The organism is Hymenobacter tenuis (genome assembly GCF_054780495.1).
Map to the genome: position 1 here is coordinate 38,535 of NZ_BAAGWF010000001.1, position 16,063 is coordinate 54,597.

A 16,063-nucleotide genomic window follows, 5' to 3' on the forward strand; every position below is an offset into this window, starting at 1 on the left:
ATACTAGCCTGATTCTCTGAGGGTAGCGCCTGTTGCTGTAATTTTTGCCGCGAGGAAGCCAAAGCAAACTCGTAATTTCGAAAGCCGGACCGTACGCCTTGCAGGTTATGGTCTGTTCCTTTTACCTCTTCTCATTTCATCTGCCGTGTTCATTGAACCCCGCGTCGGTACTGGCCGCGACGCAGCCCGCCGGGGCTGGATTGAAGTCGTGTGTGGCTCCATGTTTTCGGGCAAAACCGAGGAGTTGATTCGCCGTCTCAACCGTGCCAAAATTGCCCGGCAACACGTCGAGATATTCAAGCCCGCCCTCGATACCCGCTACCACGTGGAGGATGTGGTGTCGCATAATCAAAACAGCATCCGCTCAACCCCCATTCCGGTGGCCCAGGAAATGCTGCTGCTGGCGGCTGGCTGTGATGTGGTAGGCATTGACGAAGCGCAGTTTTTCGACGAATCGTTGGTGGAGGTGTGCGTGCAGCTGGCCAACCGGGGTACGCGCGTTATTGTGGCGGGCCTCGATATGGATTTCCAAGGCCAACCCTTCGGCCCCATGCCTGCCCTGATGGCCGTTGCCGAGTTCGTAACGAAGGTGCATGCCATTTGTGTATGTTGCGGCGAGCTAGCCTCGTATTCTTTCCGCGTAACGGCCTCGGAGGATAAAATTTTATTGGGCGAAACCGAAGCCTACGAAGCCCGCTGCCGGCCGTGTTTTCAGGAAGGCATGAAGGAAAAAACCACCGAGCCGGTTGTTCGGGCCACGCTCAAGTAAGCCGGTTTACGCCATAGGAAGGGGTAGTGCGCTAGGGCAGAACCAGGGCAGCACGAAAGCTAGGCGGGCAGCGTTATCTTGCCACTGCATTTGTTGCGCCACTAGCCTCTGCCGATGACCTTACTGTTACGCCTGCGCGCCGCTTTCTGGACGTTACTGCTTTGCTTGCTCAGCTTATCCGGGAGTTTGGCGCAGTCTACGGCTGGCTACGGCGACTGGCAGCTGCATTTGCCCACCAATAGAGCTAAAGCGCTGGCTGAAGCCGGCAGCCGGGTGTATGTAGCCACCGAGGATGCTTTCTTCTTCTTTGACAAAGAGCGCAACACCACGCAGCTGCTTTCCCGGCGCGATGGGCTGAACGATGTGGGCGTGAACACGCTGGCCTACGACTCAGTAAGTCAGCAAGTAGTGGTAGCTTACCGCAGCGGCAACCTTGATATTCTGCGCCTGAAAGATGGAGCCGTTATCAACCTCAATGATATTGCCCGCAAACAAATCAGCGGGGGCAAAACCATCTACCATATTCAAATCAGTGGCCGCCTGGCGTACCTGGCCTGTAATTTCGGGATAGTGGTGCTGGACCTGGTGCGCCTGGAAATCCGCGACTCATATACGGCCATCGGCCCGGGGGGCAGTGGGGTACGGGTGTATGCCACGGCTGTAGCAGGTGGCGCCCTATTTGCGGCTACTTCCAACGGCCTCATGCGCGCGCCATTAGCGGGCAATTTGCTGGATTACCGCACCTGGACTACTGATGTGCCCGCCCGCCCCAACGACCCCTTCCGGACCTTAGCCGTGCAGGGAGGGGTAGTGTTTGCTGGCATCAACGGCGACCAGCTCTATCAGTACAATCCGGCGGCTCCGGCTAGTGGCTGGCAGCCGGTAGCGGGCGCGCCAACTGGCGTTGAATTTCGGCAGCTTAGCTCGTCTCGGGTGGGGTTGCTCCTAGTAGATGAACGCCAAGTTTCGGTGCTGAATACGGCTAGTGGCACCATAACCCAAACGCTACGCCCAGCCCTGCTGCAAGACCCGCGGGCGGTGCTGAAAGCCAGAGAAGCCGGTTATTACCTCGCCGATTTTCGAAATGGCTTACTGAAAACCCTAGACGGCCAGCAGGCCGAGCAATTTGTAACCAACGCGCCGGCTCAGGCCACGGCCTATAGTGTGCTGGCCGATGCGCGCTCCAACACGGTAACCATATTTAGTGGCGGCTATGCCGACCGCTATTTGAGCCTGGACCGATATCAGGGATTCTTTGAGTATAAAAACAGGCAGTGGACCAACATTACTGCCCAAACGCTGCCATCCGGACAGTATCCGAACCCGAAGGATGTGTCGAGGGGTGTCCGGATGCCTGACGGGACGCTGTATGTAGCCAGCTATGGCAACGGGCTACTGGAGTGGAAAGGTCCCGGCGAGTTTCGCTTGTTCAACCCTACCAGCAACCAGCCCAACCCCCTGCTTAGTGCCATTCCAGACCCCAATTACACCCGCATAACCGATGTAACTACGGATCAGGAGGGGAATGTGTGGGTAGTGAACCGGCATCAGATGCAGGGACAATCGGGCTTGTTTGTGTTCAGCCCCACCCAGAACAGTTGGCGAACGGTGCCCTACTTCAGCGAAAGCGACAACCTAGACCGAATTGTGCTGGATGATTTAGGCGTGGTGTGGGCCAGCCAGGCGCGGGCTCCTGCGGGCCGCAAGCAGGGTATAGTAGCGTATGATGAAAAAAACGCAACCACCCGCAGCTTTTCCGATGCCGACGGCCTGCCCAGCGCAGAAGTGTACGACCTAGTAAAAGACCGACGCGGAGATATTTGGGCGGCAACGCTGAAAGGCCCCGCCGTTTTCAACGACCCGGGCAGTGCCTTTGACCCCAGCCTGGGCCTAGTATTTCAGGTGCCCAACGTGCAACGCGGCGAGGGAACCGGCTTACCGGTACTCTTCAACGAAGCGGTGCGGGCCATTGCCGTCGATGGCGGTAACCGCAAGTGGTTTGCCACTGACAGAGGCCTGTGGCTGTTCAATGAGGACGGCACCGAGGCGCTCCAGCACTTCACTACCGCCAATAGCCCCTTGCCCTCCGACCGTATTGTGGATGTAGAGGTGAACGATAAGACCGGGGAGGTATTCGTGGTCACGGACCTGGGCGTAGTGGCGTACCGCGGCACGGCCACCGTTACGGAAGGCAAGCCTAGCTGCGCCAGCGTATTCCCAAACCCCGTCCGGACCGATTTCACGGGGCAAGTAGGCATTGCGGGGCTAGCCAACAATGGCTTCGTCAAGATTACGGATGTGACTGGTAAGCTCGTGTATCAGACCCGCGCCAGTGGTGGCACCGTTACCTGGAACCTAGCCGACTATAATGGCCGCCGGGTACAATCAGGCGTATACTTGGTGCTCTCTTCTGATGCCGATGGCAAAAACGGGTGCATCAGTAAAATTGCCGTGGTAGAGCGCTAAGTAAGGCGCAAATCCACACGCCAAGCGGAATGCCCAACTCAAAAAATGCGTTTCAGGAGTAGCATAATTTGCTGCCGGCTGGTTGAAAGCAGCACTTACTAGGGTGCTACTTCTGGCAAACCCTTGCCTGGTTGCCGGCCAGTTTCTATTCACTCTCATGCGTCCAGATAGATGTTAATCAAAACCCGGGGTATTGTTCTCAATTACATGCGCTACCGGGAAACCAGTATCATTGCGCGCATCTACACCGAGCGCTTGGGCTTGCAGAGCTACGTAGTGAACGGCGTAAGAAAAGCCAAGCCTCCTGGCCGTATTGCGTTGTTTCAGCCCTTCACACTTCTGGATTTGGTAGCCTATACCTCGCGTAGCGGTGGGCTCACGCGCCTGTCGGAGTACCGTTGTGCCGAGCCTTTCCGGAGCTTGCCCTACGATGTGCGCAAGAGCAGTATTGCCTTGTTTCTCGCTGAAATTGTAGGACGCGTATTGCAGGAAGAAGAGCAAAATGAGCCGCTATTCGTGTTTCTGCACGATTCCATCTTGGCCTTCGATCGGCAGGAGGAAGGCTTTGAAAACTTTGCTTTGGTATTCCTTCTCGGGCTCACGCACTATTTGGGATTCGGGCCCGAAACCGGGGAGCAGATCACCACGCAGGTGGCTTTTGCCTCTGAGGTGCCAGGGGGCTCCAGCGGCAGTGCCGGGCCTAAGGTTATGCGTTTTCAGGAATTCGATGAGCATTTTGATGCCCTGCTTCACAACCCAACGGCCGCAACTATTCCCAATGGCCGGGTCCGTCGCGAGTTGCTTGGTGTATTGATTCGGTACTATCAGCTGCACGTAGAGCACCTCGGCGACATTCGGTCGTTGTCGGTGCTGTCAGAGGTGCTGGCGGAGTTATAAAGTCAATTGGGGAAGGCTACCTGCGTTGAACGCATGGCGGCCTTCCCCAATTGGTTATTTTACATCTACTAGCTCCACTGTAAAGCGAAGAATGCTGTTGGGTGGAATATCGGCGCCGGCGCCGCGGGGACCGTACGCCAGGCTAGAAGGGATAATCAGAATAGCTTTACTACCCTTATTAAGCATGGCAACCCCATCGTCCCAGCCCGGAATCACTTGGCCTTCCCCCAGCGTAAACTCAATGGGCTTGTTGCCATGCTTTTCCGAGGAGTCAAACTCTTTGCCGCTGAGCAGTTGCCCTTTGTATAGTACTGAAACCGTTTGGCCCTGTTTGGGCTTGGCGCCCGTGCCGGGTTTGGTGATGACGTAGTACACGCCTCCGGCCGTTTTGAGCCCTTGCAGCTTGTTTTGCTTGAGGTAAGCCTGAATGCTGGCGTCTTCTTTCAACGCCAAGTCTGCCGCTTGCTTTTCGGCTTTCTCCTGGGCCTGCAGCATCTGTTGCTTCATGTCCTGCATAGCTTCCTCCTGGGTCTGTACTTTCACGGCTTTAGCCAGCACCGTGAGGGTAGGGCCGGCTTTGCGCACAAATGAAGGCACCGGCTGGCGGAATGATTTCTGAAACACCGTGTCGATGTTTAGCCGAAACACGCCGGAGTCGCCGGGCTGTAGCAACGACAGCGCTTCTTCCACGCCGCCTCGTTGCGCCTGGCGAATTGTATCCAAGGGCACCTGCACGGTTTGGCCGTTGCTCTGGCGCCTAGTATGCATCAGCACCGAGTCTTTGGCAGTCCGGAACTCTAGGTGCAGGCTCATGATGCGGCCGGTGCGGGCGTTATACGTAGGGTCGCCGGTGGCGGCAAAAGCAGGGCGCAGCACGTAGCGGCCATTTTCGCGGCGGTATACCCGGTATTCCAGCCCCGATTTGAGCTTGCGAAAAGGAGTAGGACCTCCCTGAAAACTCATCAGGCCTGCGGCCCCGCACGCAGCAGCCAGGAAAAAGCGAAGTCGAGAGGAAGATGGCATACAAAACACGTGTGAGGCTATACTACTCTTGTAAAAAGGCTTTGGGCCAGAAGGGAGCCTAGGGGTTTTTCCGACGTCAGGTGAAAACAATGCGGTCCGATGGATATGCCACCGGACCGAGCTGCTATTTGATTTTTACTACCTCCAGCTCAAACACCAAGTCGGAGTTCGGCGGAATAAGAAACCGTTTTTCGTCGTCCGGGTCGCGCTGGCCTTTGGCACCGTACCCCAGTTTAGCCGGAATCCAGACGCGGGCGCGGGCGCCTTCCGAGAGCAGCAGCAGCACTTCGTCCCAGCCTTTAATTACCTCGCCGCGGCCAGCCCGAAGTTTTATGGGGCCACCCTGCTTCACGGAGGCATCGAAGATATGGCCATCCGGCAGGAAGCCGGTGTAATGCACCGTCACCTTGTCGCCGGGATGGGCCGTAGCTCCCGTGCCCGGCTGCCGAATGGCATACCGTAAGCCAGAGCGCGTAGTAACAGCGCGCGTTAGCAGGCTATCGGGAGTGGCTGCGGCCGTACTAGCGTTGGGCAGGCTGAATTGCGCGTAGCCTAGCCCTGGCGCCAGCACCAACCCTGCTACTAGGCCTGCGGCGGCCATAAGGTGTATGCGGTGCAGCCTACTCAACATTAAGGATTTCCATATCGAAGAGCAGAGGCGTATTGGCCACGATAGTGCCGTAATTCGTCGCCCCATATGCCAGGTAAGACGGAATAAAGATCAGCTTCCGGTCGCCGAGGCGCATATTGAGTGAGGCTGTGTTCCAGCCGGTAATAACGCCCGCCGAGCCATTAGTGAAGCCAAAGCAGCCGCACTGCGTCCGGTTGTTGCTGGAAGCATCAAACACCTGGTCTTCGTTTTTCTCATCAATAAACTTCCCAACGTAGTTAACCGTCACCTGTTTGCCTGGTGTAATCAACGGGTTAGAGGTAGGGCCATCGGTGATGCTTACTAGATAGATTCCGGATTCCAGCCGCGTGAAGTTCGTGATGTTGTGGCGAGTCAGGTAGGCCTTGATGGCTTCCTCGTCCAGTTTTTTCTGCGCTTCCTCCTGGTTGCGAATCCGCTGAATATAGTCAGGCTCGGTGTTGCAGCTGGTAAGGGCCGGCGTCATCGTAAGGGACAACGCAAACAGGGCAAGGAGTAAGGAAAATTTCTGTTTCATGAAAAGGGAAGCTTACGCTTGCAAGGTACCTGGGGCCTGTGGGCCATTGGCAGGAAGTGAAAGCGCTAAATTACTCAATGTTAGCTACCTCTACGTCGAAACGCAGGACAGCATGCGGTGGAATCAAGGCACCCGCGCCGGATTTGCCATAAGCCATATCCGACGGAATTAGCAAAATGGCTTTGCTACCCAGGTTAAGCTTGGTAAACCCTACGTCCCAGCCTTTTATTACCCCGCCTACTCCCAGCACAAACGGAAAGCCCACTGTTTTAGGATCACTTTTGTCGAACACGGTTCCGTCGAGGAGCGTGCCCATATACTTGGCCGTTACCTTTTGGTTTTTCACGGCGTTGGCGCCGCTGCCAGGCTTCGTGATAGAGTAATACAGGCCCGTTTCGGCATCCCGCTCGAAGCCGGTGAGCTTATTATCGGCAATGTAGGCCGTGATAAGGGCCTCATCCCGCGCGGCGTAGTCGGTGGTGTCAATTTCCTCTTCATCCTTTTTACAGGCTGATAGGAACAAAGAGAACATGCTAATCCATAAGATTGGCAGCCAGGCCGCCCGAAAGCGAAAAAGAGAAGTACGCATACTCAAAAATAAGCAACAGTGTAGAGAGAAGAGCCAAAAGCCCCCGACCCGGTTGCACCGGACCGGGGGCTTTTTAGGGGGTAGTACCTGAAAAGTTACTTGCCCTGCTGCTGGCGCTGCAACTCCTGCAACTGGCGCTGAATGTCGGCCGCGTTGGGCTGACCAGCGCCGCCAGCGGGAGCAGGCGGCGCGTTCTTCACGTCCACCAATTCCACGTCGAAGCGCAGGATAGCATCAGCCGGAATGTCGGCGCCAGCACCGCGCTGTCCGTAGGCCAGCGACGAAGGAATCAGCAAGGTAGCTTTCGAGCCCTTGTTCAGGAGCGGAATGGCTTTGTCCCAACCCGGAATCACCTGGCCTACGCCAATTGGGAATTCAATGGGCTTGCCGGCGTTGCCTTTGGCTGAAGAGTCAAACTCTTTGCCATCGAGCAAGGTGCCTTTGTACTGCACCGAAACCAGCTGGCCCTGCTTGGGCTTGGGGCCGCTGCCGGCCTGCGTTACGGCTACATACACACCCGACGCATCCTTCTGAGCCTTCAAGTTGTTTTTCTTGATATACTCCTGCAGCGTAGCGTCGTCCTTTTTCAGTTGGGTCTCCGCGTAGGCCATCATTTTCTGCTGCTGCTCACCTTGCATCTTCTGCACGTCGGCCATCGCTTCGTCGCGGCTCTGCACCTTGTCCACTTTCACGAACATGGTCATCACGTTGCCGGCTTTCTTCATGAAAGGAGGAACCGGCTGACGGAACGACTTGGCGAAAATAGTATCCACGTTAAAGCGGAATACGGCCGAGTCGCCGGGCTGCAGAAGGCTAATAGCTTCTTCCAAGCCACCGCGCTGCTCTTTGCGCACGGAATCCAGCGGTACGCGTACCGGGAAGCCCATTTGCTGCTTGCGCGAGTTGAACAGGATGGAATCTTTGGCGGTGCGGTATTCCACGTGCAGCGCCATGATTTTACCAATCCGCTCTTTGTAGGTCGGGTCACCTTCAGCACTTACCTCGCGGGCATCGTACTTGCCGGTGGTGCCTTTGAAAACTTTGTATTCAATCCCCGATTTGGTCTTGCTGAAATCACCGCCTTTGTTGCAGGAGGCGAGGCCCAGGACGCCGGCAGCGAGGGCCAGGCTCAAAAGGTTGCGTTGAAGGAGCATGAAAGGGTTTAGTGTTAAAACGGAATGTGCGCCCAAGTTACACGGAATTATACCGATGGTGGCGTTACGGCAAGCGGAGCGGTAACTAATTGGGTCTGATACTCGGGAAGTAAGCCCAAGAAGCGGTCTACGGTAGCTTCCAGCGGCTCGTGGCTGATGCCGCCGGCGGCATTGTGGTGGCCGCCGCCCTGGAAATGGCGGCGCGAAAACTCGCTTACCGAGAAGTCGCCAACGGAGCGGAAGGAAATCTTTACCGCCTGCCCCCGGTCAATGAGAATAGCGGCAAATACGATACCCTCGATGCTTAAGGCAAAGTTTACTAGCCCTTCGGTGTCGCCGGTTTTGGAGTGGTATTGGCGCAGCTCATCGGCGGTAATAGCAATGTAGGCCGTGTTGTACTCGCGCAGTACCGTGAGCTTATCCTTCAGCACAAAGCCCAGGAAACGCAGGCGCTCCTCGGAGTGCGAGTCGTAGATGCGGCGGTGTACATCACTGAGGTTAATACCGGCATTCAGCAGCTCGGCAATAATCAGGTGCACGTTGCGGGAGGTGCTGGGGTGGCGGAACGAACCCGTATCGGTCATGATGCCCGCGTACAGGCATTCGCCAATACCAGTATCAATCAGCGCCTGGTCGCCTAGGTCCCGGATTACCTCAAACACCAGCTCCGCCGTAGCAGCCGCTTTTGAGTTGGAGTAATCAAGGTCGGCAAAAGCCTCCGGCTCCTGGTGGTGGTCAATTAGCACCTTGGTGCCCCCGGCGTGGCGGATGTACTCGCCGAGCTCGTTGATGCGGTTCAGGCAGGAAAAATCGAGGCAGAAAATTACCTCCGCCGATTTGATGATGTCGCGAACTTGGGCGTCGTTTTCACGCGGCTCGTACACCACCACTTCCTCGTTGCCGGGCATCCAGGCCAGAAAGCTAGGGTAGTCCGACGGCGTAACCACCGTAACGGAATGCCCCTTTTTGCGCAGGTAGCCAGCCAAACCCAGTGATGAGCCCAAAGCGTCAGCATCGGGCTTGTGGTGGGTGGTGATAAAAATCTGTCGGGGTTGCGCCAGCAGCTCCTTCAGCTCAGATATTGTGGACATTGCCTACAGGTAGGTGACTGAATTCCGGTCGTTTAGGCCGCGTACAAAGGCGGCAAAAGTCGGAAATATTCTGGGTTCCAACAAAACACCTTTCCGAAAGGTGCGTTTAAGGCGGTCATTGCCTGTTGAGAATAGCAAGACAGTTTTCTGCAATGCTTCAGTTCCAACACGCAATACCAGCGAAACCCGCTACTTTTGCGCCCGCAAACTCGCGTTGCTTTTCACGCAGCAATTTACTTAACCTCAACCATACCAGAGCCCATGGCCACGAACCGCACGTTCACGATGATTAAGCCCGACGCAACCCAGGAAAACCACATTGGTGGCATACTGAGCATGATTGAAGAGGGCGGCTTCCGCATTGTAAGCCTGAAAAAAGTATTACTGACCCCCGAGCGCGCCGGCCAGTTTTACGAAGTACACAAGGAGCGTCCGTTCTACGGCGACCTAGTAAAATATATGTCTTCGGGCCCTATCGTAGCGGCTATTCTGGAGAAAGACAACGCCGTAGCCGACTTCCGCACCCTGATCGGTGCTACCAACCCGGCCCAAGCTGCTGAAGGCACCATCCGGAAGAAATACGCTAAGAGCATCGAAGCCAACGCCGTACACGGCTCTGACTCCGACGAGAACGCACAGATCGAAGGCAACTTCTTCTTCACTGCCGACGAGCAGTTCTAAGCGCACCTGTCGGTTTACACGCTACCAGTAGCTAGTACTTCGGTAGCGTTGTTTTTCAAAGAAAAGCCCGCCCTGCAGCTTGCAGGGCGGGCTTTTCTTATGTTCAGGAGTAGGTATTACACTTGGTTTACCGCCAGTTGAGGCTCGTCGGTAGTTTCTTCTAACGCCTGCGGGTTATGCTTGTGCTTGAAGAGAATAACAAACAGCACCGCAATAACCAGCGCGTAAGCAGCAAACGTGAGCCAGATGTTATGCCAGTCCTTGGTTTGGTCAATGGGGTTGGTGAAATACTTCTCGATTACGATTCCGCTGACGGAGCTACCTAGTACGGCACCAAAACCGTTGGTCATCATCATAAACAAGCCTTGCGCGCTAGCCCGGATTGAGGACGCCGTTTGGGTTTCCACGAACAACGAACCCGAAATATTGAAGAAGTCGAAGGCCATGCCGTACACGATGCACGAGAGGATAATCAGCCAGATGCCTGGCTGATCGGGGGTGCCATACGCCAGCAGACCGAAACGGAGTACCCAGGCAATCATGCTAAACAGCATCACTTGCTTGATGCCAAAACGACGCAGAAAGAATGGAATAGCCAAAATGAACAGCGTCTCCGAAATCTGGGAGATGGACATAATGATGGCCGGGTACTTCACGGCAAACGTGTCCTGATAAGCGGGCACCTTGTCAAAGTCGTGCAGGAAGGTGTCGCCGTAGGCATTGGTGAGCTGAAGGGCAGCCCCTAGCAGCAACGCAAACAAGAAGAACGTGAGCATCTTCGTGTCGCGCAATAAGGCAAAAGACTTTAGGCCCAAGGCATCAACCAACGAACGGCTTGAGGCACCCTTGGAAGGAGGCGGGCAGGCGGGTAGGGTGAAGGAGTATACCCCGAGGGCAATAGCTGCTGCCGCTGCTACGTAAAATTGGTTGGCTGATTTTTCGAAGCCCAAGCCACTCACCGTCCACATGGCCGCAATGAAGCCGATGGTGCCCCATACCCGGATGGGGGGGTAGTCTTTCACCACATCGAGGCCTTCGCGTTTGAGTACCGAGTACGATACGGCAATGGACAAGGCCAGCGTGGGCATATAGAAAATCATGTTCAGCAGGATTACCCAGAACATGGTGCTAGGGTCATTTACCAGGGGAACTGTGCACAGTACGATGCCACCTAAAATGTGCAGAATGCCGTAGAGTTTCTCCGCATTAAACCACTTATCCGCTACGATGCCCATAAGCGAGGGCATGAAGATGGAGGCAATGCCCATAGTGGAAAATACTGCTCCGAACTCAGCTCCCGACCACTGCTTGGTCTGAAACCAGTACGCTCCGATGGTTATCAGCCACGAGCCCCAGATAAAAAACTGTAAAAAGCTCAGGATAATGAGACGCAGCTTGGTACTCATGTAAATGCGGTTGAGAAGAAGAGGGGGGAATACAATTCGGAACCTAAAGATACAAGAATTCTTTCCGGAGAAATAAGCTGCTAGGCCCCCAAGAAGCCTGAACCGTACGAAGCGCACCTCCAAAAGGCTAGCAGTGCCCAACACGCAAAAAGCCCTTCTGCATGGCTGCAAAAGGGCTTTAAGTGAAACGGGAACCTAGTGTTTAGGCTACGCGGCTGCGGCGAAGCGCTTGTTTACTTCGTCCCAGTTAATGAGGTTATAGAAGGCCGCAATGTAATCGGGGCGGCGGTTCTGGTACTTCAGGTAGTAGGCGTGCTCCCACACATCAAGGCCCAACAAAGGAGTGCCTTTGCAGCCAGTGTCGGGCATCAGGGGGTTATCCTGGTTAGGTGTAGAGCAAATCTGTACGGAGCCATCGGGCTGCTTGCACAACCACGCCCAGCCGGAGCCGAAACGGGTAGTTGCGGCCTTGGTGAATTCTTCTTTGAACTTCTCGTACGAGCCAAACGACTGGCTGATAGCCTCGCCAATTGCGCCCGTGGGCTCACCACCACCATTCGGCGACAGAATCGTCCAGAACAGGGAGTGGTTCCAGTGGCCGCCTCCGTTGTTGCGCACGGCAGCTGGTGCAGCGGCAATATTGTGCATCAGCTCTTCCAAGCCTTTACCTTCCAGTTCAGTGCCAGCAATGGCGTTGTTGAGGTTGGTAACGTAGGCCTGGTGGTGCTTGGTATGGTGGATTTCCATGGTCTGCGCATCAATGTGCGGCTCCAGGGCGTCGTAGGCGTAGGGGAGTTGGGGCAGTTCGAAAGCCATAGTAGAAATGTTTTTGTTGGTTGGATAGGACAAACTAAAACGCCGCGCCCCAGAGCAGCAGAACCGCTTGCCAGGAAGCTCGTAGGGTTTGCGGCCCTAAACCAGCTAGTGCGCGTGGCCGTGAAGCCTGCTCCAGCTCGTGCGTGGCGTTCCAGTACTAACCGCTTCACCAGGGCTAGGGTTGCGGAAGTAGTCAAAAGTAGCCTATTTCCGCTTCTGTGCGAAAAAATCACGCATCAGGCTTTCGCACTCCGGCGCCAATATGCCACTGACCAGCTCCGCCCTGGGGTGTAGCAGGTTGCCGTGGCGCCGAAACCCAAATTTTGGCTCGGCCGCGCCGTATACCACGCGCCGCACCTGCGCCCACGCCGTTGCGCCGGCGCACATCACGCAGGGCTCCACGGTTACGTACAAGGTGCAGTCTTGCAGGTATTTGTTACCGAGGTAGTTGGCGGCAGCCGTGAGGGCCAGCATTTCGGCATGGGCCGTTACGTCCTGTAGCTTTTCGGTCTGGTTGTAAGCGCGGGCAATGATGCGCTTGTCTAGCACCACCACGGCCCCAATCGGAATTTCTTCTTCCTCGAACGCATAGCGGGCCTGCTTCAGGGCCTCCTGCATGTACTGCTCATCGGAATAAAGCGAAAGCGTCATAGATGGTGAAGTTGTGAAAGGTGAAGTTGTGAAATCCTCTTATTGCGCTGTTCCTGTAAGCTGAACCCGACACAATTTCACCTTTCACAACTTCACCACTTATTTCATTACCACGCTGCTCATCACGGCCTGAGCCGTTGGCTGCCATTGGGCCTGCTCCTCAGCCGGGGCTACAAAAGTGAACACAAACAGCTGGTCGCCTTCAATAGCGTATTGCACAAACTGGTACTTGCGGATGGGGGCCAGATTACTACCCCGCTTATTGTCCGTAACCGTCGAGACAAACTCCAGGGCCACGTAGTCGCGCTTGTTTACCGTCCGGATGTCTTCCTGCAGAAACTGCACCTTGGAGTACATGTTCTGAATGCTGGCTTTGTAGATCTTGAGCAGCAACGCGTAGTCGCGGCTTTGGAAAGTGGTGGGCTTCTGCGAAACACTCAGGTCGATGCGGCCGCTGGGGTTGCTGAACACAGCCAGCGGCTTGCGCGGAGCCGGATACTTGGCCGCAATGCCATCATCGGGGAGGGGCGCGAAGCCTTCGGGCACACCAATGGTAATGTTTTTACCAACAGGCGTTTTCTTGAGCTTGGGGCCGGCAAAGGCCAGTAACAGCCCTAGTGCCAGCAGCAACGATGCCGCACGAAAAAATCGAAAGTAGGTTTTCATAGATCAAAAAGGAAGTAGGCGCAACCTACTAGGTTTGCAGGAATTGGAAAGCGCTCCGGAAACACGAAGCTCCGAAGCCGTAACGACTTCGGAGCCCAAAAACGTGCTAGTAAGCGCTTAACGACGCTTCTTGGTTTTGGCCTTGGCCACCGTTGGGTACTTAATCATCACCTTTTTCCAGTACACGTAGTTGCCGGTTTTGGCTTCAATCAGGTAGCTGCCTGCCGGAATGCGGCCCAGATCAACGGGTTCGCCGGTGTTGTTGGCCGGGTCAAGCTCCGTGGTATAGATGGGCTGCTTTTTATAGTTGGTCATCACTAGCGTGCCAGGCTTAGTGAACTGCTGCGTGAAGCTAAGCATGATGCTCTGTCCGTTAGAAGCCGGGAAAACATCAATACCCGACAGCGTTTCTACGCGCTTGATGGGGCCGGTCAGGGTAACAGCGTCAGACTCCGAAGTAGTTTTGATTTCGGTGCCGTTTGCTGCTTTGGTTTTGGTCTTGACCTTGGTCTGGGCCTCCGCGGCCGAGAAGGTAAACAGCAGGGCGGCTAGGGCGAGCAGAGCGGGGCGTTTCATATGCGTAGCGAAGAGAAGTAGCGCGTGAAGGTTGATTCTGGAGGAGCGGTTTGCATACTCCGTGCCGAAATTGTGTCGGGCCACAAAAAACGGCTTTTCCTCGCGTAAATCATATTTTCTATCGGCTGCGCCCAGGCTCTTGCCACTTCTTCGCCGCACGATTTTTCGTCTTCCGACTGATTTTTCCTGCCTACCTTCGCTCTTGTTATAGAACCCGGAATTCCGAAGGCAACAGGCAGATGGGCGGCATGCCGCACCTGTTTTCTTGCTGAGGCTAGGCGCCGGGTTCTCACCTCACAGCTCTATTACCATGCTCCGGACTCATACCTGCGGCGAATTGCGCCCCGAACACATTGGTCAAACCGTTACGCTTTGCGGCTGGGTACAGCGCACCCGCGACAAGGGCGGCATCCTCTGGATTGACCTGCGCGACCGGTATGGCCTTACGCAGTTGGCCCTGGAAGAAGGGGTAGAAACAGCCGAGGTGCGCGAGCAGGCCCGCCAGCTAGGCCGCGAGTTTGTGCTCAGCGTGACCGGCAAAGTGGCTGAGCGCCACTCCAAAAACGACAAAATGCCTACCGGTGGCATCGAAATTCGGGTGGAGAAGCTGGACGTGCTGAACCCCGCCAAGCTGCCCCCCTTCCTGATTGAGGATGACACCGACGGCGGCGACGACCTGCGGATGAAGTACCGCTACCTCGATTTGCGCCGCAACCCCGTGCGCCAGAACCTGATGTTGCGCCACCGCGTGGCCCAAGCCACGCGCCGCTTCCTCGATGGGCAGCAGTTCATCGAAGTGGAAACGCCCGTGCTTATCAAAAGCACGCCGGAAGGCGCCCGCGACTTTGTGGTGCCTTCCCGCATGAACGCCGGCGAGTTTTACGCGCTGCCCCAAAGCCCCCAGACCTTCAAGCAGCTGCTGATGGTGTCGGGCTTCGACCGCTACTTCCAGATTGTGAAGTGCTTTCGCGACGAAGACCTGCGTGCTGACCGCCAGCCTGAGTTCACGCAGATTGACTGCGAAATGTCGTTTGTGACGCAGGAAGACATCTTGAACACCTTCGAGGGCCTGGTGCAGTACTTATTCCGCGAGGTGAAAAACCTGGAAATCGGCCAACTGCCCCGCATGACCTACGCCGATGCCATGCGCTTCTACGGCAACGACAAGCCCGACACGCGCTTCGAAATGCGGTTTGTGGAGCTCAATGACCTAGTAAAAGGCCACAACTTCCCCGTATTTGATGCCGCCGGCCTAGTAGTGGGCATCAACGCAACCGGCGCGGCCTCCTACACCCGTAAGCAGCTCGATGAGCTGACGGAGTATGTGAAGCGCCCGCAAATTGGCGCCACTGGCCTGGTATACGCCCGCGTGGAAGCCGATGGTACGGTAAAGTCATCGGTGGATAAGTTCTACTCGCAGGAAGTGCTCCAGCAGGTGAAAGCCGCCTTCAATGCCCAGCCCGGTGACTTACTGCTGCTACTAGCCGGCGAGCCGACCAAAACCCGCAAGGCTCTATCGGAGCTGCGCCTGGAAATGGGCCAGCGCCTAGGCCTCCGCGACAAGGAAACCTTCTCGGCGCTGTGGGTAGTTGATTTTCCGCTGCTCGAGTACATCGAGGAAGAAGGCCGCTACTTCGCCATGCACCACCCCTTCACCTCGCCCAAGCCCGAAGACATAGCCCTGCTCGATAACCCCGACACCATTGGGGAAGTACGCGCCAATGCCTACGATATGGTGATTAACGGCGTAGAAGTAGGAGGCGGCTCCATCCGTATTCACGACCGCGCCGTGCAGGCCCGCATGTTCTCGTTGCTAGGCTTCTCCGATGAGGAGGCCAAGGCGCAGTTCGGCTTCCTGCTCGACGCCTTCGAGTACGGTGCACCGCCGCACGGCGGCATTGCTTTCGGCTTCGACCGCCTCTGCAGCCTCTTCGGCGGCGCCGACTCCATCCGCGACTTCATTGCCTTCCCGAAAAACAACTCCGGCCGCGACGTCATGATCGACTCACCCTCACCCATTTCCGACGCTCAACTGAAGGAGCTGAGCATTGCCACAGCAGTGGTAGGGAAGTAGAGCTTGAACTTATGTTGAAGCAAGAAGCGGCGCCTGAG

General features: G+C 56.0%; 16 protein-coding genes. 5 read left to right on the plus strand and 11 right to left on the minus strand.

Going from position 1 to position 16,063, the window contains the following annotated elements:
* Window positions 1-145 precede the first annotated feature (145 nt).
* The 3 genes from ACYVGU_RS00165 (at window position 146) to recO (ending at window position 4,132) form a co-directional block, all read left to right on the plus strand.
* Window positions 146-769 (plus strand): thymidine kinase, encoded by a 624-nt coding sequence (locus ACYVGU_RS00165; protein ID WP_460613084.1) that lies wholly within the window; start codon window positions 146-148, stop codon window positions 767-769.
* Window positions 770-883: 114 nt separating this feature from the next.
* Window positions 884-3,235, plus strand: a complete 2,352-nt coding sequence (porZ, locus tag ACYVGU_RS00170) for a type IX secretion system anionic LPS delivery protein PorZ (protein WP_460620416.1) — start codon at window positions 884-886, stop codon at window positions 3,233-3,235.
* A gap of 171 nt (window positions 3,236-3,406) precedes the next feature.
* The gene (recO, locus tag ACYVGU_RS00175) at window positions 3,407-4,132 is read left to right on the plus strand and encodes a DNA repair protein RecO (RefSeq protein WP_460613082.1); all 726 of its coding nucleotides are present in this window, start codon (window positions 3,407-3,409) and stop codon (window positions 4,130-4,132) included.
* 54 nt (window positions 4,133-4,186) lie between these two features.
* On the opposite strand, the gene ACYVGU_RS00180 is transcribed toward recO, so the two are convergent.
* From ACYVGU_RS00180 to ACYVGU_RS00205, 6 genes are all read right to left on the minus strand, one after another.
* Window positions 4,187-5,155 carry an FKBP-type peptidyl-prolyl cis-trans isomerase gene (locus ACYVGU_RS00180; protein ID WP_460620417.1) on the minus strand — a complete coding sequence of 323 codons (969 nt, stop codon included), beginning with the start codon at window positions 5,153-5,155 and terminating at the stop codon, window positions 4,187-4,189.
* Window positions 5,156-5,279: 124 nt separating this feature from the next.
* On the minus strand, window positions 5,280-5,756 hold the full coding sequence (locus ACYVGU_RS00185) for an FKBP-type peptidyl-prolyl cis-trans isomerase (RefSeq protein ID WP_460620418.1): 477 nt from the start codon (window positions 5,754-5,756) through the stop codon (window positions 5,280-5,282).
* Between the two features lie 19 nt (window positions 5,757-5,775).
* The gene (locus ACYVGU_RS00190; RefSeq protein ID WP_460620419.1) at window positions 5,776-6,321 is read right to left on the minus strand and encodes an FKBP-type peptidyl-prolyl cis-trans isomerase; all 546 of its coding nucleotides are present in this window, start codon (window positions 6,319-6,321) and stop codon (window positions 5,776-5,778) included.
* Between the two features lie 70 nt (window positions 6,322-6,391).
* Entirely contained in the window at window positions 6,392-6,910 is a 519-nt protein-coding gene (locus ACYVGU_RS00195; protein ID WP_460620420.1) for an FKBP-type peptidyl-prolyl cis-trans isomerase, read from the minus strand.
* A gap of 95 nt (window positions 6,911-7,005) precedes the next feature.
* The gene (locus tag ACYVGU_RS00200) at window positions 7,006-8,064 is read right to left on the minus strand and encodes an FKBP-type peptidyl-prolyl cis-trans isomerase (protein ID WP_460613077.1); all 1,059 of its coding nucleotides are present in this window, start codon (window positions 8,062-8,064) and stop codon (window positions 7,006-7,008) included.
* Between the two features lie 47 nt (window positions 8,065-8,111).
* Window positions 8,112-9,155, minus strand: coding sequence for a DHH family phosphoesterase (locus tag ACYVGU_RS00205; RefSeq protein WP_460613076.1), 1,044 nt, complete (start codon window positions 9,153-9,155; stop codon window positions 8,112-8,114).
* A 261-nt stretch (window positions 9,156-9,416) separates the two neighbouring features.
* On the opposite strand from ACYVGU_RS00205, the gene ACYVGU_RS00210 reads away from it, so the two are divergent.
* Window positions 9,417-9,836 (plus strand): nucleoside-diphosphate kinase, encoded by a 420-nt coding sequence (locus tag ACYVGU_RS00210; protein WP_110978668.1) that lies wholly within the window; start codon window positions 9,417-9,419, stop codon window positions 9,834-9,836.
* Between the two features lie 116 nt (window positions 9,837-9,952).
* Here the strand turns inward: ACYVGU_RS00210 and ACYVGU_RS00215 are convergent, their stop codons facing one another.
* The 5 genes from ACYVGU_RS00215 to ACYVGU_RS00235 form a co-directional block, all read right to left on the minus strand.
* Window positions 9,953-11,242 carry a nucleoside permease gene (locus ACYVGU_RS00215; RefSeq protein ID WP_460620421.1) on the minus strand — a complete coding sequence of 430 codons (1,290 nt, stop codon included), beginning with the start codon at window positions 11,240-11,242 and terminating at the stop codon, window positions 9,953-9,955.
* Window positions 11,243-11,449: 207 nt separating this feature from the next.
* Entirely contained in the window at window positions 11,450-12,058 is a 609-nt protein-coding gene (locus tag ACYVGU_RS00220) for a superoxide dismutase (RefSeq protein ID WP_460613073.1), read from the minus strand.
* 204 nt (window positions 12,059-12,262) lie between these two features.
* The gene (locus ACYVGU_RS00225; RefSeq protein WP_460620422.1) at window positions 12,263-12,709 is read right to left on the minus strand and encodes a nucleoside deaminase; all 447 of its coding nucleotides are present in this window, start codon (window positions 12,707-12,709) and stop codon (window positions 12,263-12,265) included.
* A 99-nt stretch (window positions 12,710-12,808) separates the two neighbouring features.
* A complete protein-coding gene (locus ACYVGU_RS00230; protein WP_460620423.1) occupies window positions 12,809-13,375 on the minus strand; it encodes a hypothetical protein in 567 nt (188 codons plus the stop codon).
* A 117-nt stretch (window positions 13,376-13,492) separates the two neighbouring features.
* Window positions 13,493-13,951, minus strand: coding sequence for a hypothetical protein (locus ACYVGU_RS00235; RefSeq protein ID WP_460620424.1), 459 nt, complete (start codon window positions 13,949-13,951; stop codon window positions 13,493-13,495).
* A 310-nt stretch (window positions 13,952-14,261) separates the two neighbouring features.
* Here ACYVGU_RS00235 and aspS point away from each other — a divergent pair, with 310 nt between their 5' ends.
* Window positions 14,262-16,025, plus strand: coding sequence for an aspartate--tRNA ligase family protein (aspS, locus tag ACYVGU_RS00240; protein ID WP_460620425.1), 1,764 nt, complete (start codon window positions 14,262-14,264; stop codon window positions 16,023-16,025).
* Window positions 16,026-16,063: the final 38 nt, after the last annotated feature.